Origin of the sequence: Candidatus Poriferisodalis sp. (assembly GCF_965208485.1) — a bacterium.
Lineage (GTDB): Bacteria > Actinomycetota > Acidimicrobiia > Acidimicrobiales > Poriferisodalaceae > Poriferisodalis.
Map to the genome: position 1 here is coordinate 3,315,998 of NZ_OZ242344.1, position 16,216 is coordinate 3,332,213.

At 65.7% G+C, this 16,216-nt stretch carries 14 protein-coding genes; 5 read left to right on the forward strand and 9 right to left on the reverse strand.

Annotated elements, in window-relative coordinates; translation table 11 throughout:
• Positions 1-55: 55 nt before the first annotated feature.
• Positions 56-1,141, reverse strand: a complete 1,086-nt coding sequence (locus ACOGXQ_RS15465) for a transposase (protein ID WP_419943808.1) — start codon at positions 1,139-1,141, stop codon at positions 56-58.
• A 505-nt stretch (positions 1,142-1,646) separates the two neighbouring features.
• On the opposite strand from ACOGXQ_RS15465, the gene ACOGXQ_RS15470 reads away from it, so the two are divergent.
• The 3 genes from ACOGXQ_RS15470 to pobA all read left to right on the forward strand — a co-directional run bounded on the left by ACOGXQ_RS15470 (position 1,647) and on the right by pobA (position 4,774).
• The gene (locus ACOGXQ_RS15470; protein WP_419944512.1) at positions 1,647-2,738 is read left to right on the forward strand and encodes a leucine-rich repeat domain-containing protein; all 1,092 of its coding nucleotides are present in this window, start codon (positions 1,647-1,649) and stop codon (positions 2,736-2,738) included.
• A gap of 50 nt (positions 2,739-2,788) precedes the next feature.
• A complete protein-coding gene (locus ACOGXQ_RS15475) occupies positions 2,789-3,538 on the forward strand; it encodes an SDR family oxidoreductase (RefSeq protein ID WP_419944513.1) in 750 nt (249 codons plus the stop codon).
• 63 nt (positions 3,539-3,601) lie between these two features.
• A complete protein-coding gene (gene pobA / locus ACOGXQ_RS15480; RefSeq protein ID WP_419944514.1) occupies positions 3,602-4,774 on the forward strand; it encodes a 4-hydroxybenzoate 3-monooxygenase in 1,173 nt (390 codons plus the stop codon).
• 15 nt (positions 4,775-4,789) lie between these two features.
• On the opposite strand, the gene ACOGXQ_RS15485 is transcribed toward pobA, so the two are convergent.
• The 7 genes from ACOGXQ_RS15485 to ACOGXQ_RS15515 form a co-directional block, all read right to left on the reverse strand.
• Positions 4,790-5,647, reverse strand: coding sequence for a class III extradiol dioxygenase subunit beta (locus ACOGXQ_RS15485; protein ID WP_419944515.1), 858 nt, complete (start codon positions 5,645-5,647; stop codon positions 4,790-4,792).
• Positions 5,644-6,075 (reverse strand): protocatechuate 4,5-dioxygenase subunit alpha, encoded by a 432-nt coding sequence (gene ligA / locus ACOGXQ_RS15490; RefSeq protein WP_419944516.1) that lies wholly within the window; start codon positions 6,073-6,075, stop codon positions 5,644-5,646. The genes ACOGXQ_RS15485 and ligA overlap by 4 nt, the downstream gene beginning before the upstream one ends.
• Positions 6,076-6,112: 37 nt before the next feature.
• On the reverse strand, positions 6,113-7,039 hold the full coding sequence (locus tag ACOGXQ_RS15495; RefSeq protein WP_419944517.1) for a tyrosine-type recombinase/integrase: 927 nt from the start codon (positions 7,037-7,039) through the stop codon (positions 6,113-6,115).
• A gap of 235 nt (positions 7,040-7,274) precedes the next feature.
• Positions 7,275-9,038, reverse strand: coding sequence for an aryl-sulfate sulfotransferase (locus tag ACOGXQ_RS15500; RefSeq protein WP_419944518.1), 1,764 nt, complete (start codon positions 9,036-9,038; stop codon positions 7,275-7,277).
• Between the two features lie 110 nt (positions 9,039-9,148).
• Positions 9,149-9,892 (reverse strand): nucleotidyl transferase AbiEii/AbiGii toxin family protein, encoded by a 744-nt coding sequence (locus tag ACOGXQ_RS15505; RefSeq protein ID WP_419944519.1) that lies wholly within the window; start codon positions 9,890-9,892, stop codon positions 9,149-9,151.
• Between the two features lie 39 nt (positions 9,893-9,931).
• Positions 9,932-10,651, reverse strand: a complete 720-nt coding sequence (locus ACOGXQ_RS15510) for a hypothetical protein (protein WP_419944520.1) — start codon at positions 10,649-10,651, stop codon at positions 9,932-9,934.
• A 397-nt stretch (positions 10,652-11,048) separates the two neighbouring features.
• A complete protein-coding gene (locus ACOGXQ_RS15515) occupies positions 11,049-12,047 on the reverse strand; it encodes a GIY-YIG nuclease family protein (RefSeq protein ID WP_419944521.1) in 999 nt (332 codons plus the stop codon).
• Between the two features lie 175 nt (positions 12,048-12,222).
• Here ACOGXQ_RS15515 and ACOGXQ_RS15520 point away from each other — a divergent pair, with 175 nt between their 5' ends.
• Both ACOGXQ_RS15520 and ACOGXQ_RS15525 read left to right on the forward strand, forming a co-directional pair.
• The gene (locus tag ACOGXQ_RS15520) at positions 12,223-14,004 is read left to right on the forward strand and encodes an arylsulfotransferase family protein (protein WP_419944522.1); all 1,782 of its coding nucleotides are present in this window, start codon (positions 12,223-12,225) and stop codon (positions 14,002-14,004) included.
• Positions 14,005-14,067: 63 nt separating this feature from the next.
• Positions 14,068-14,676 (forward strand): carboxymuconolactone decarboxylase family protein, encoded by a 609-nt coding sequence (locus tag ACOGXQ_RS15525; RefSeq protein ID WP_419944523.1) that lies wholly within the window; start codon positions 14,068-14,070, stop codon positions 14,674-14,676.
• A 390-nt stretch (positions 14,677-15,066) separates the two neighbouring features.
• Here the strand turns inward: ACOGXQ_RS15525 and ACOGXQ_RS15530 are convergent, their stop codons facing one another.
• Positions 15,067-16,053 (reverse strand): hypothetical protein, encoded by a 987-nt coding sequence (locus tag ACOGXQ_RS15530; RefSeq protein ID WP_419944524.1) that lies wholly within the window; start codon positions 16,051-16,053, stop codon positions 15,067-15,069.
• Positions 16,054-16,216 lie beyond the last annotated feature (163 nt).

The following is a 16,216-nucleotide window of genomic DNA, read 5'->3' on the forward strand; positions in this document are numbered from 1 at the left end:
ACATATCCGCCGCTCTCGGGGGGCCTGTCAGACGCTCCCTTGTCAAGTGTTGTTGTCAGGCGGCGAGCGGGGGGTGTTGTTGGCGGTGTTTTTCGTCGCGCCACATGCGGCGGATGACTCGGTTGGCGAGTTGTCGTTTGTGGGCTCGGCGGGCTTCGCGTCGGGTCTTGCCCTCGGCGGTCTTGCGGGCGAGGTAGGCGGCGGCGTCGGGCTGGGTGCGCTGTTGGGTGACTGACGCGATGTGGAGCACTGAGTTGATGCGCCGGTTGCCTCTGAAGTCGAGCCGGTGCTTGACGGGGTCTTTGTTGCCTTCGCCTGATGAGAGGGCGACGGCGCCGGTGCCGCACCAGCGGGCGAACTTCGATTCGCGGTCGAACCGGGCCGGGTCGCCGACCTCGCACACCAGGGTGGCTGCGGCGATCGGGCCGACGCCCGGTTCGTCTCGCAGGGTGGTGCCGTGCTGGTCGAGCAGCTCGTCGATGAGGCGTTCGAGGCGTCGGACTTCGCGCCGCGCGGCGCGGTCGTGGTCGATGAATGCTTGGAGCCAGCCGAGCCGGTACGCGCCGGCGGGGGTGGTGTCGATGTCGGGGTCGATGTGCTCGAGGCGGCGCAGCCGGCCCTCGATCTTGCCGTCGGCGGTGAGCTGGTCACGGATCTCTGCGGGGAGCTTGGCGATCTGGTCCGCGACGTGGTGCAGCATCAAAGTGCGAGCAGCCACAAGGGTTCTGCGATGCTCGAGCACTGCCTCGATCTTCGCGACGAGCGGGTCGTAGGCCTCCAGGGCCTGAACGGGGCCCAGCGTCGGCTCGGCCAACAGCGCCCGAGCGGACGAGACCGCGTCGACGGCGTCGGTCTTGTCCAGCCGCCGCGAACGGCGCTGCGCCGCCGACCGCGAAGCGGGCACCTCTCGGGCGTCGAACCCGGCTGCTGCGAGCGCGATCGCGACATGCGCGCCCCACTTCGCCGAGCCCTCCACGCCGACGCGTTCGACGCCGTGCGCGTCGAGCAGGTCGATCGCTTCGCCGTAGCCGGCGGCGGTGTTCGCGAACGCCTCGTGGGTGATCTCCACGCCGTGGCGGTCGACGACCCCCACGGTGAAGGTGTCCTGGTGGGGGTCGATTCCCCCGACTGGCGATGTCATGCTGTGCTCCTGCTGGAAGTAATGCTCCGGTGGGTCCGGGAACGGCAGGGGCGCTTCGTCACATCCGAGTCGAGACGATCAGGCTCCCTTCAAGACAGGAGCGCTCCTGCCGGCCCCACACTCGACGCGACACGTCGGACAACAGGCACGAAGCCAAAATTTTGTGGAGTCATCGCCGAGCGCAGGACCGGACCGTAACCCCCTGGCAGAGAGCCCCGGCAAACCCAACAGTGACACTCGGAAAGTTTGTGTATCCGGCTGTGGTCTGAGGGTCCCTGGCTGGGTGCTGGGGGCCGGGGAGGATCATGTCTGTGACTGATCTTGACATGCCGGCTGCGCCGGCGAGCGACGCTGCCGATGAGGCGGCGATGACCGAATGGGCTGAGCGGCTGGTTGCTCAGGCACGCGCTGAGGGCGTGGAGCTGACCGGCGAGGGCGGTCTTTTGACCGGGCTGGTGCGCCAGAAGGGGTGGGACTCGGCGTCCATCGGCGCCAAGGGTGGGCATTGCTGTTGCTGGGTCTTGCGGCGGTGGCGTGTACCGGTGGTGGGGATCGTGCGGCGACGCAGGAGTGGGACGGGCACTACGAGCGTGAGCTTGTCGTGGGTGCGGGCCGCGCGAGTCCGCCTGAGGGTGTGTTCGTCGATATCGCTGCTTCGGAGCTGCGCACCTGCGGGGTGCGTGAGGGCGGCGAGTTGGTGTGCTGGGGCGAGCGGTTCGCCGAACTGGAGCCTGCCGCGTCTGTGGTGGTGACGCTGAGTGTCGCTGGGCGCTCGCCCGACGTGGTGCCGACGCTGTACACGGTGCGGGTGCTGCGGTCTCGGCCGGTCTTCGGGAGAGCCGCGGTGTCGATGGGTCGTGCGGTCAGCGGATCGGGCGCAGGCGCGCAGGCGAAGCGCCGTGACGATTCGGCGGGCTGCGCGTCGGCAGCGGGCTGCGGCGTTCTGGCGGGAAAGGACTCCGGCGGCGCGAGCGGCGCATCGGAGGGCGCGACCGCGTCGGTGCGTGCGAGCAGCCGGTTGTCGCGGGGCGCAGTCGGCGCTTCTTCTGGCGCCGTGGTGTGCGCGGGCGCACCGATCCCGCCGGACCAGGCTGTGGCCGTCGCGGACGGGGTGCTGCGTGCCACGGTGCATGCGCGTCCCCAGCAGGACGGCGTAGTCGAGTTCGCGGACGGCGTGCTCGCCGGTGTCGTGCGCGCCGCGCTGGGTCACACCGCCGCTCAGACCGTGACCGAGTCCGAGCTGGGCGGTCTGGCTCGGCTGGCTCATGTGGGCAGCGACACGGCGGGCCGCGTCGAGGACCTGAGCGGCCTCGAGCACGCTGCGGCGCTGGAGGAGCTGCGGCTGCGCAACAATCGCGTGACGGATATCTCGCCGCTGGCGGGGTTCACGGGTTTGGAGCGGCTGGGGCTGATCGCCAACCGGATCGCCGACATCACGCCCTTGGCAGGGCTCACACGTCTTGGGCTGCTCAACATCGCCGGCAACCGGATCGCCGACATCACGCCCTTGGCAGGGCTCACCGGTCTGCGAACCCTGTACTCGGGCGGCAACCGCATCACCGGCTTCGATGCCGGCGAGCTGTCCGTCACCGGCTAAAACGGGTGCGGGACTAGCCTCCCGCGGACAGTGCAAGGCAAGGACGGCTCATGCAGATCGAGGGCAGCAGCATCGTCGTCACCGGCGGAGCATCGGGCATCGGCAAGGGAATGTGCGAGCGGTTCGCTGAGATCGGCGCCAACGTCGTGGTGTCGGATCTGGACGGCGACGGGGCGCAGACGGTCGCCGAAGCCATCGGCGGCACAGCCGCGACCTGCGACGTTGCCGATCAGGAATCGGTCACTGCGCTGGTCGAGTCGGCCATCTCGGCGATGGGTCATATCGACCTGTTCTGCGCCAACGCCGGCGTCGGCGTGGGCGGAGGACTCGACGCCTCGCTCGAGCACTGGGATCTCAGCCTGGCGGTGAACGTCATGGGCCCCGTGCACGCCGCGCGCGCGGTCATTCCGCACATGACCCAGCGAGGCGGCGGTTCGCTGATGATCACCGGCTCGGCAGCCGGGCTCATCACCGGACCGGTGACGTTCAACTACGCAGTGTCCAAGCACGCTGCGATCGGCGTGGCGGAGTGGCTCGCCATCAACCACGGCCCGCAGATCAAGGTCAGCTGCCTGTGCCCGACGATTGTTGACACGCCGATGATCGACCACTTCGGCGCGGGCATGGTGGAGCCGCTGACCGTCGACGAGGTGGTCGATTCGGTGGTCGACGGTCTGGCGGACGAGCGGTTCCTGATCCTGCCTTCCCCCCAGCCGCTGGACATGTTCCAGATGAAGGCGCAGGACTACGACGGCTTCATCGCCGGGATCCAGCAGCGGCTCGCGGCGATGCGAGGCTGAGCGTCCTCCTTGGCAGCAGCCAGTGGGGGATGCGGCGATGGATCCGGCAAAGCGGGCACAGCGATGAAGACGCAGGTTGTCATTGTGGGTGCCGGTCCGGCAGGGACGCTGCTGTCGCACCTGCTCGGGCGCGCAGGCGTTGAACATGCCGTGCTGGAGCAGCAGTCACGCGCCTATGTGTTGGCACGCATCCGCGCCGGCGTCCTGGAATGGGGCTCGGTGGAGATCCTGCGGGAAGCCGGGCTGGCTGAGCGCATGGATCGCGAGGGCCAGGTCCACGACACCATCAACATCGCGTGGCGTGGTTCGGAGATGCTGTCGATCGACTCCAATGAGCTGCTCGGGCGCCGGATGATGGCCTACGGCCAGACCAACATCCAAGAAGACCTCTACGAGGCCGCGGACGCGGCGGGCAACACGATCATCTTCGAGGCACAGGATGTGGCCATCGGCGACGCGGCGGGTCGGCCGTATGTGACCTTCAGCGCCAACGGCGTGAGCGAACGCATCGACTGCGACTTCGTGGCCGGCTGCGACGGCTTCCACGGCGTCAGCCGCACGGCCATCCCGGCCTCGGTACGCACCGAGTTCGAGAAGATCTATCCCTTCGGCTGGCTCGGCATCCTGTCGGAGACGCCGCCGCTGCCGCACCTGATGTACGCCAACCACGAGCGGGGCTTCGCGCTGTGCAGCATGCGCAACCCGATGCTCAGCCGGTACTACGTGCAGTGCCCGCTGACCGACACCGTCGACGACTGGCCCGACGACCGCTTCTGGACCGAGCTGCTCGCGCGCATCCCAGCCGACAAGGCAGCGCGGATCCAAACGGGGCCGTCGATCGAGAAATCGATCGCGCCCTTGCGCAGCTTCGCCTCCGAACCGATGCGCTACGGCAATCTCTTCTTGGCAGGAGATGCAGCGCACATCGTGCCGCCGACCGGCGCCAAGGGCCTGAACCTGGCCATCTCCGACGTGCACTACCTGGCGCGGGCCTTCGTCGACCACTACCACCGCGGTGATGACGGCTATCTCGACAGCTACTCAGAGACGGCGTTGCGCCGGGTGTGGGGCGCTATGCGGTTCTCGTGGTCGCTCACGATGCTGCTGCATCGCTTTCCCGACATGAGCGACTTCGACCAGCGGGCGCAGGAGCAGGAGCTGTATCACCTGTCCACGTCGCAGCCGGCCCAGATCGCCTTCGCCGAGCAGTACGTGGGCCTGCCGCTGGAGGAATAGCGGCCCAGCGGGCGCTCAGCTGTTGGCGTTCTGCAGGATCAGCAGGCCGTTGCTGGTGTTGGACGTGGGCACATGATGCATGCGGAACACCTCGTCGACATGATCGTCAAGCACGCCTCGCATCACGAACCACATCACCAGCTCGATGCCCTCTGAGCCGGCCTCGCGGATGTAGGTGGTGTGGGGGCGCAGGCAGCCGGTGTCTGGCTCGGCGATCAGCTCGTCCATGAATGCCAGATCGAACTCTGCGTTGACCAGCCCGGCCCGCTCGCCCTGGAGCTGGTGCGACATGCCGCCGGTGCCGAACACGGCGACCTTCAGCGACTCGGCATCAGAACCCTCGTAGCTGTCGAGCGCACGCCGGATGGCCCGCCCGAGGCTGAGGCATCGCTTGCCTGACGGCGGCGGGTACTGGATGACGTTGACGCAGATCGGGATGACCCGGCACGGCCAGGCATCGGGCTCGCCGAACATGACCGACAGCGGCACCGTGAGGCCATGGTCGACGTCCATCTCGTTGGCGATGGTGATGTCGAACTCATCGCCGATGAGCGACTCCGCAAGGTGCCACGCCAGTTCGGGATGTCCTTGCACCGGGGGGACCTGCCGGGGACCGTAACCCTCGTCGGCGGGCTGGAACTCGGCCGCGACGCCCAAGGCGAAGGTCGGGATGAGCTGCAGCGAGAAGGCCGAGGCGTGATCGTTGTACACGACGATGCAGACATCGGGCCGCTGGTCGGCCATCCACTCCCGCGCGGGCTCGATCTTGTCGAAGTACGGGCGCCAGTACGGCTCGTCCTGCTTGCCGTGGTCGATGGCCGCCCCCACTGCGGGGACGTGCGAGGTGCCGATGCCGCCGACAATGGTGGTCATGACGTCTGCCCTCTCGCACCGGCGGTCTCTGCGGGGGAGTCTGCTGACTCGCCGATGCGCCGGTTTCCCTCGACCGGGCGCCCCCCGTCGATCATCATCTGTGAGAACTCCTGGCCGCTGACGCCCGACATGGCACCGCCCACCTCCTGCATCGACAGACCGTCGAAGATCGCCAGCTTGAACGTGTAGTAGATGTTCCCGCCGAGCTGCAGCAGGCCGAGCCAATCGCGCTCCAAGACTGCGCGGCGCTGGGACGGCGAGAGCGTGAAGCCGTCGAGGTAGGCCGCCTCGTCTGCCCGGAAGCGTTCCCGGTTGGACTCGTCGTTGAGGCTCATGCAGAACTTGTTCAGGTGGTAGCCCTGCTGTGATCGCCGGCCGTCGAAGACGTACGTCCCCGGGATGTCGTCGTAATCGCGTGACGTCGCCATGTCGCCCCCTCGGTCGACTGAGGCTATTGACTGCTCGTCACTGCTCGAGCGTGTCGGGCCGCAGCCGTGAGACGGCGCCTTGTGCTGCGAGCTCGGCGCTGGCGTAGCGGCTGAGCATTGTCGGGGTGGCCCACCGGCCGGCGAGCATCGCTTCGGGCAGCTGTGCCCCGGAGCGGACGAGCGACTGGGCGGCGCCGATGCGCAGCGAGTGGCCGGAGGCGCCGTCGATGCCGATGGTCGCTGCATTCGCGGCGACAATCGATCGGATGCTGCGGCTGCTCAGCCGGTCGCCGGTCACCTGGCCGCCTTTACGGATACGCCGAAAGAGCGCTCCGTCGCCGATTGCCGCTGCTTCGAGCCATCTGTCGACGCGGGTGATGGTGGCACGGCGAAGGAACAGCGCTGCTCCTGCACCTTGCTGATCAGTCTTGGAATGTCGGACTGTGACGCAGCCGGAGCCGTCGACGGCGCGGTCTATGTCTTGGCAGTCAAGCGCCGCAGCCTCGCTCACGCGCAGCAGGGCGTCGCTCATGACGGCGATGATCGCAGCGCCGCGCAGCCCGATCATGTCCCCGCGTTGGGCGGCGGCATGTGAGGCTGCGTCTGCGGCAGTCCAATCGACCGCGGCGACTTGGCGTGGCGGGCTGGACGTCCGGCGATGCGTCCGCAGCACCATGTCGCAGCGTGGGCCGACCGGGTCGGGTTCGTCGAAACGCCGCGCCGCGAACCGCACCGCCGAGACCGTCAGCGCAAGTGTCGACGGCGACCGCTCTGCGGCTGCCATCTCGGCGAGCATCGCGCTGAGCGACTGATCGGTCAGCGGCTCGCCGTTCAGCTTGGCTTCGACGGCCCGCAGCTGCGCCACATAGGAGCGGCGTGTTCTGCTGGCGAGATCGTCTGACACAGCTGCCAATGCGTCTGCCGACACTCGGCACGCCCGCCCGGCGGGCAGCTCCTCGCTCATGCAAGCGGCGTTTCGAGGGCTGTCGGGGCCATACCGTCGAGACGTTAGCGCCGCTATATGCCATTAGCAGAATACTATGCAATGAATGCGCCTGACGCAACTCGCCGCACGTCATCCGAACGGCGTCTGGGTGCGTTCCACCATCCGAGACGCCGCCTGAGGCTGAAGGTGCTCAAGGATGTGGCAGGCGTGTTACGCCGTCCGTCACCTCAGGCCGAGCCGTGCCAGCCCAGCGTCATCGGCGGCGATGGGCACCACCCGGAAGGTCCGCCCAGGGCCTCCCGGCAGGAAGTCCAGCACCGTCTCGCCTTCTGGCGTGATCTCTCGAATGCGTTTGTTGTATCCGAGCGCCGAGACCGTGTTGCCATTGGGCAGCCGGCGGGCGCCCGACATGAACGGCGAGAACCAGTCCTTGGCGGCATCGTCGTTGTAGGCCCACACGATCTCTGCGCCGTTGAGCGGATCGGCGGTATCCCACGTCCACCGACCCTCGGCATCGACGGGAAGCTTCACCTCCAGCAGCTCCGAATAGCCGCCATGAGTGAACGACAGGCGATTCGGGTGCGGGTTCGGCAGATCGTCGCCCGGCCCGGGCGCCGTTGTTGAAGATCAGCACGTGCCCCTCGTGCGGCACGCCGTCCGGAATCCAACCGATGTCGTGCTGCCAGTCGAGGATCTTCTGCGACTCGGGACCGGCCTGATGTGACGACGGGTTGCCCCAGCGATACAGCAGGTCGCCCCGCTCTCCCCGAGCCTGTGTGGTGGTCGTCCCATGGTCGATCACCCACATCTCACCGTGCATGGCTGAGCTCAGCAGGATCTGGTCGCGCTGGGCGTCGTAGCTGACGGCGTTCGCGTGCATGACCTGACCCATGTTGAAGCGGTACTTGGGGTACTGCGTGTGGTTGATGTCGATCTTGCGGCAGCCGGGGCCGATCTGCCCGAAGTTGGACTTGCCCGGATCGATGTCTTGGACGAGATGGTCGCTGGAGTGCCATTCCCACACGATTCGCGTCTCGCCGGTGTCCAGGTCAGGTTCCAATTCCAGGATCGTCTCGGTCCACCAGCGCTGCAGGTCGGGCGGGCGCATCAGGGGCTCGCGGCCCTGTTCCTGCCAGCCGATCGCTGCGGCCTCCTCGAAGGTCCTGCCCTCATACACCAGCACCAGGATGTTGCAGTTGGGCATCGGCTCGAAGTCGTGGTGCAGCACCCGCCGGCCGGGCTCGAAGAGGCGGAACTCCCAGACCACCGCGCCGTCGAGCTCGACGATGCTGATCACGCCGTGCGCCCCGACGGGGAAGCTCATGGCGTCGAGCCAGTTGCCGGGACACCCTGTGCGGATCAGCAGTCCGTCGTCTCGCAGGTGCGGGCAGACGGCCTCGGCCGGGTGCAGGTAGTGCGGCCATTCGTGGACGCGGTTGCCGTCGCGATCGATGAGGAACAGGTCGCGGGCGATCTGTACATCGCCGGCGTTGCCGTGCTCGTAGATCAGGAAGTAGCCGTCGCTCTGGCGCGGATCGGTGCCCGGCAGCACGGGGCCGCTCGGCTCGTCGACGTAGCTCCGCAGGATGTCGAACTGGGCGACGACGTGTGCGGGGCCTCCGAGCGATTGGCTGACGGTCGGGTTCGGCGGCGGCCGGTCGTCCGCCGGCAGCAAGTGGCCCCTGCCGAGCCGGTCCAGCCGGCGCAGTCTCGCCGGTGCGTCGGCGATGTCGTCGGCGGTGATGATGCCGTCGCCGTCGAGGTCCAGGATGCGGACGATGGCGCTTGAGCGCTGCCCGCCCGGGTAGCGAAAGGGGCCGCCCAGCTCATCGGCGGTGAGCATCCCGTCGCCATTCGCATCCAGCGCTGCTAGCGACTGCGGCGCGGCGTCGATCTCTTCAGCAGAGATGATGCCGTCGCCGTTGAGGTCCAAGGCTCGCCACACCGTGCCGACGCGATGGGCCTCCTCGGCAAGGATCGCCTTGGCTTCGGGGTCGCTCATGCCGTTGTAGCTCATCGCTCTCCTCGGGCATCCGTCGCCGGGACTACTCGACGCCGGACATGCGGCACCGCACCGCTTGCGGCTGCCTGAGGGCATCATGCCCGCTCGGCCGACCTGCTCTCAGGTCACTGCAGCGTGAACGCCAGCCAAGCTGCCAGTTCGGGCTGCCGTTGCTTCCAGTAGTCAGAGATGGCTGCGATGCTGGCGTCGGGTGCCGCCTCGGCGAGCCACGGGTCGTCTGCGATGTCATGGAAGGAACCGAGCGCGCGCACGATGTGTGCGACGCTCGGGTGCTCCAGGCCCACCCCGTACCGCTTGCAATACAGACGTATGCCCATCTTCGGATCGATGCCTGCATCGGCGAGCCTCATGAGGTCGAAGTAGTCGCGGAGCTCGCCGCGGTCACCGATCACCTTGTATTTGGTTGCAGCAATGTCGCGCACCGATCCGACTGCCAGACCGGCAAGCCGCATCGGGGGTTCGATGCTGCGCTGTCCTCTCGCTTCCAAGAACTGCACCTTCACGCCGTTGGCCAGGCAATTGAGCGTGCCTTCATCGAGCCCCACCAGCACCACCTCGGCGGCGGCCTGCATCTCGGACAGGAGCTCGTCTGCATCGAAGGGTTCGTGCACGAAGATGTCGAGATCTCGGCTGCGGCGATGTCGCAGATGGATCGCCAGCGCAGTGCCGCCCATGAGCACGCCCGCCGGCGGCGAGGCCGCAGCAACGATTGGCCAGCAGGCTCGTGTCGATGGGTCCAGCACGTCTGACCAGCGCTCGAGACCGCCATCGGCGGGAGTGTGCGCCGGCGTGTCGCCCGCCGACCGTGCGGTGCCACGGGGCTGTTTCGCTTCGTCGGATGGGTTCATCGAAGGAGGCTCATCGACTCGGTGCGGCGGCGCTTGCAGTCACCGCAGCGCAGCGTCTCGACTGGCGAGCACGTTCTTGACGAGATCGCGGGTCTCCGGCCGACTCGACCGCAGTTCGGTGCTCGCTCGCAGCGCGTCGGCAGGCAGATGCACTGCGGCCCAGAGCGCTGCGGAAGCAGATGGCCCGTTCAGCAGCCGGTTGGCGACGTAGTCCGCGTCGTCAGGAACCTTCAGAACCGAGGGGTCGGGATGGTCCCAGAACAGATGCCAGAGCTGTGGCGGCAAAGGCCCCGAGTGCTCGGACGGCGGCGGCTGTGGCGGCAGGCTCACACACGCGGTCTGCGCGAGCAGACCTGCGGAGTTCTCCGAAGCGACTTCGGGCTCCCATGCGCCGATCTCACGAACGCCGTGCCGCCAACTCTGCTTCCAAGTGCGAAATCGGACTGCGCCGTGAGCGCTGAGCGAGTCCAGTGCGCCGCGCGCCGCTGACCACGACACGCCCGCAGCGGCAGCCACCGTCGCGACGCTGCGGAGACCGGGCAGTGAAACGATCGCGGCGAGTACGAGTCGTTCGACGCGGCCCAGTTGGGGGGCACTCTTGCCGTCCGAACTGCGGACAGCCCCGGCGACGTCAGGTCGCTGTCCTTCGATAGTCCGGCACTTCTCATGCAGCGCGTCGCGCACGAACGTCGCAACGGTCTCGCCAGCGACAAGCGCTGCGCTGCGAACCCGTTCCAACTCGGCAGGCTGCAGCCTCAACAACAGCTGAGCCGAACGCGAGCCTGCATCCGACGGTCGCGCATCAAGCGATTGCGCGGCCGGCGATCGCTCAGCAGTCGAACCCCTCTGAGTGCCGACCATGCAGTGATTCTAGCCCTGCGGGGGTCTGCTCTCGCGTTTGTATATCAAATCGCGAAGTTTGGTAGACCGGGGGCACCTGGACCTCAGGAGTGGTACATCCCGTTCGGTCGATGCCGGGGCAGCCCGACGCTGGGTAGGCCGGTCCGCATATCTTGCAGCGGCTGAAGGGGAAGCATGGCAATCACCGACGACGAAGCGGACGAGTTCGCCAAGAATGACCGACCGCCTACTGGTTCTTGATCTCGCGGATAGATCCACACTTCAATCACGGAGACGGCGAAACATTCTTGATGATCTACAACGCATCCTCGGAAGCGTCAATCTCCACAATCTCTAGATCCATGAGTTCCGCAACCTTGTCAAGAAACTCCAAACTCGTATTGAACCACTCGGTACCACCTCGCTGCCTTTCTTTCGTGCGGCGCTTTGGCCCTGCGCGGTCCGCGGTATCGAGCATGTCGTGAAAAGTCTTCTCGATTACTCGATTTTCCCGCCTAGCAGATCCAGGAACCAAGTATGCACGCAAGATTCGGCGATGCTCAGGAATGCCCGCACTGCTCGTCTCCTGATTCACGCGATCCAAGATGCCTTTATCGGAGAAACCCACCTTCAGCAGCGTGCGGTCCGGTGTTTTTTCGAATTCCGTTGATGGATGTGTTGGGTGGCGGAGGTAGTGAGGATAGGTGAACACATAGACACCGGCTCGATCACTCAATAGTTCTTCGACCCTTAGCTCTTTGTCTTCCGCCTGCCTTTGTTCTGCTTCTTGCCGGCTCTCGTCAGACGCAATTTCTTCTAGCGATGCTATATTGCGTTCCAGAACAGCATTAGTCTCGGGTGAGAACTCGTGCCGCCGCAAAATGGAATTCATTCTTGCTGCGATCTGCCGTGCCATAGATGGTCCCTGTGGAAACACTCCAAATCGGAGCGCATCCAGATGCTGTCGGAGACCAACTGCAGTTCCATAGCTGGTATGTCCAAACCAGTCTTTGAGTGCCTCGATGCGTTCGTCGTCAGGCATTTCTTTTTCGACTAGAATGCTGTACGCAATACCAATCGAAGTCTCATCTTCAACTTCTCGCTTGAGTGCCGCGTCTATCTCGTTTCCTTGAGTTCTGTCAGGCAACTCGCCAAGCGCATAGCTGTTGCGCGATAGAAGTGCTCTGTTGCGCATCTCGGCGCGCGTGAGTTCGGACTCCATGAATTCGGGCTGGGATGGACCGCTGGTCGCGTTTTCTTGGAGAGACTGATCTTCTCGACTTGAATTATCCTCGTGTGACTGGAATGAGGACATCGCTCACATATCCTTCCGAACGAAACTCAACCGCTGTTTCGACTTCACTCGCGGAAACTCTACTGAAACTAGTTTCTTGGCGTTGTAGCTCATCGCTCTCCTCACACAGCCATCGCGGGGTAGCCCGACGCCGGGTCCGCCGATCCGCATATCTTGCAGCGGCCAAGGGGGAAGCATGCCAATCACCGACGACGAAGCGCTCCGCATCCTGCAGGACGTGCGCTGGCGAGCAGGCACGTTGTTCCGTGCACTCGACAGCGATGGCGACGGTGTGCTGTCTGCCGCGGAGATCCAAGCGGCGCCCGAAGTGCTGCGCTCGCTCGACACAGACGGCGACGGCTGCCTGCGCGAGGTGGACATCGGCGGGCCCACCGCCGTGTACGGCGCCGCCCGGCGCAGCGGGATCGCTCGTGTGCTCGATCTTGACGGTGACTTCGTGATCGGACCCGATGACATCGCTGACGCAGCCGAGCGCATCCTGCTGCTCGACGCCGACGGAGACGGGCGCGTCACTGCCGACGACGACCTGCCGCCTCCCAGAGCCAACATGGAGAACGCGATGCCGATGGGCACCCCAGCCCAGCGGCTCGCCTTCCAGCAGAAGATGTTCGGCCGGACGCCCGGGATCTCCGGCCCCAAGCCGCCGTCACCTCGGCCCGGTGTGCAGCCCGGCTACCTGTTGATCCAGGAGATGAACGACCGCTCCGACGTGCAGATGTCCAAGGGAATGTTCCTGATGGACGACTCCGGCGAGATTGCCCATCAGTGGCACACCGACCACCACACGCCGGAGGCGACCGTCGCCTACCTGCTCCCCGACGGGCACCTCGTGCGAACCACCTGCAAGCAGCATTACCTCGTTATCGAGGCGCAGTTCCCGGTCGGGGCCGCGGGCACCATCACGATCGAGAATGCCGACAGCAACGTCATCTGGGAGTGGGACCACTATTCACCGGACGGCGAGTGCGTCCACCACGACATCGAGGTGATGCCCAACGGCAACGTCCTCGCGATGGCCTGGGTGAAGGTGCCAGCCGCGGCGGCGCAGTCGCATGGCTGGGCACAGCAGAGCGACCGGGAGCACATCTTCCTCGACAAGATCATCGAGGTCCGGCCCGACTTCGACACCGGCAGCGCCGAGGTGGTGTGGGAGTGGTCGGTGCTGGATCACGTCGTCCAGAACGTCGATCCCGCCGCGCCGCACTACGGCGATCCTGCCGAGCACCCCGAGCGCATCGACCTCAACTGGCCGCAACTGGATGGCATCCAGTTCAACGGCGGTCAGCTCATCCACCTCAACAGCGTCTCCTACAGCGCTGAGGAGGATCTCATCATGCTGTCGTCGGCGATCTTCGGCGAGGTGTGGATCATCGACCATTCCACTGCTGCGGAGGAAGCTCGTGGCTCGGCGGGCGGGCGTTACGGGCGGGGCGGCGACCTGGTGTGGCGGTGGGGCAACCCGCAGACCCACGGCGCAGGCGGGCCTGACGATCAGGTGCTGTTCTGGCAGCACGACACGCACTTCCTGCGTGACGACGTGCCGCATTCGGGGGACATGATGGTGTTCAACAACGGCATGCGCCGGGGTGCCGACGGGCAGGTCGAGGATGATCAGATCTGCATGGGCTTGATCACGGGGGCGTATGCGGATGTGCTCGAGCTGTCGTTCCCCCGTGACGCCGAGGGCAGGCTGGTCATGGGGGGCGAGCCCGAGATCGTCTGGTCGTACAACAGCGATGGGCGTGACGACGTGTACTCGCCGTTCATGAGCGGTGCGCAGCGTCTGCCCAACGGCAACACGGTGATGGTGCAGGCCTTCGACAAGCGGATCGTCGAGGTGACGCCTGACGGCGAGATGGTGCTGGACTTTCATGTCGGCGGCCCGGGCCGGATGTTCCGGATCTACAAGTACGCCCCGGACTACCCGGGGATCTTGGCCCTGGGGCTGGGCGGCTGAGCATGGCGGGAGCCACGTGTCAGCACGACGAGTGCAGCGTGTGAGCATGGCGGGAGCGATGTGATGGACGCCTCCGAGCGCCTCGATGCGCCGCGGGTTGGGCTTGTCGCGCCGGAGGACATGAACGCCGAACAGCGTGAGCTGCTGGGGGCCGATATGGAGGCGGGCGAGCTCGGGCAGGCCGGGCTGAGCCTGTTCCGGCTGGTGGTGCAGCATCCCGAGGTGCTGCGGCGTCTGAAGGCGACGGGCTCGTTTGCCAACCGGATGACGGGGATCGCTGATCGCGATCGGGAGCTGATGATCCTGCGCATCAGCTGGCTCTACCGCTCGGAATTCGAGTGGGGGCAGCACTACGGCCCGGCGCTGGAAGCGGGCGTGACCGTCGACGAGGCCGAGCGGGTGAAGGGCGGCCCCGGTGCCGGGGGATGGGATGAATGGGATCGGGCCCTGCTCACCGCAACCGACGGCCTGGTGTCGGACTGCATGATCCCCACACCGGCGTGGGAGGTGCTGCGCTCCCGTTACCCGCCCGAGGTGCTGCTGGAGTTCGTCATCTTCTTCGGCCATTACACGATGGTCGCCATGTTCGCGAACACCTTCGGCTTGGGTGTCGCCCCAGATCGGCCCAGCTTCGAAGGCTCGATTCGCGGGCTAGTCGTGCCTGATGCATAGGCGCGCAGCGAGCGGAGTGCTTGCTCTCAAACGACATGTTTGGTGCCAGCGTTCCGCTCGCTGGAGATGGCCCGGACTATCGAGCCTTGTCAGGGTGCCTTCGCCGTTCGATCCATGATGCGAGCCGCATCGCCAGTCCGCTAGAAAACAGAATCCCAGGCGGGGCCATGGCTGCCTCGAAGAGACTGTGATTCACGGCAGCGCGAATCGATACGTTGCACACTGCGACAGCAGCGACGCCTACCCCGAAAGCCCGGCCGATGCGCGTCGCGTTCCTCCAACCACTCAGCACGAACCAAGTCGCGTAGGCGATCAGAACGACCATCACCAACGCGGCGATCGCCAGCGAGATCAGCTTCACGAGTTCTGCTTCGGTACCTCAGCTTCGTTCTAGCTGCATCTGACGCCTGCTTCGTCTTGGTAGTGACCCGGCTCGAAGAACCTGTTGAGACGTCCCCAGTTCCATTGCCAGCCGAACTTCAACTTCAAACACGTACCGTCACTTGCGTTCGCCGTCCATGCCCATGCAACCATCTCGGCCACGGAAAGAGCGAGGTACCAACCAAACGGACCGGCCAGCGCGAACACAGCGGCCGGCACGACGCCGGCAACTGCGATGTTGCGAGTTTCTTGACGGTCCAGATACATGGTGCCTGAGATGATCCCCCATTTGAACACGGGGTCGGCGAGCACCGGGTAGACAGTCGAGTCGTCGTGAAGGACGTTCAGCGTCAGGGCATCGTCGGATGTGGTGTAGTTGACTGCGACGGCGTTGCCTTGCGCGTCGTATGCCCAAGGAGCCTCGATGATCGACAGGACGATGTCGTCACCGTCCACAATGACTACACGTCCGTCTTGCAGTGAGCGCAGCTTGTGCCCATCGTCGAGTTTGAGGTTGTAGTCGAATTCCGTGGGTGCCTGCGCACTGTTGATGACAGTGAGCACTCGCACCCCAGCATCGGTTTGGGCCTGGACGAGCGCGTCGGTGTCCTTGGCGATGTCCTCGAAGAGAACCATGTTCCCGCCTACGGGCTTGCCGCGGTCGGGCGTTCCAGGCAGCGCCACGCCGACGGAGGTTCCGCCCTCGCGGTTCATCAGGATGGGTTCGGCTGGGTCCGCCGGGAGGCTCAGCGCATCTGAACCATCTGAGCCCATCGACAACACCTTGTCCGCCTTATCGGATTCGTCGATGGTGAGCGCCGTCGCGTCGGCAGCGGTGCCGTTGAGGAGCGCAGCAAGGCCACTGACCTGTCCAGCTACGGTCTTGAATGCCTCCTCAGCTCGTGTTGTGTCGCCGCCATCGGCCGCCGCAGTGGACGGCAATCCCCCGAGAGCGAGCGTCGCGGCTAGCAGCGACGCGCAAATCCTGAGTTTCATCTGATGACCCCTGTCTTGGTGGTCGGCGGCACTGATATGCATGAGGACTGGTATGCATGAAGAAAGTACCGAGACCAATATGAGCAGCAGAAGGGTAGCTGTTCGCGAGGTCGCGAGGAGGACTTGCTCACTGCCGTTCGTCTTGAGTGGTTCGTGCAGGCAT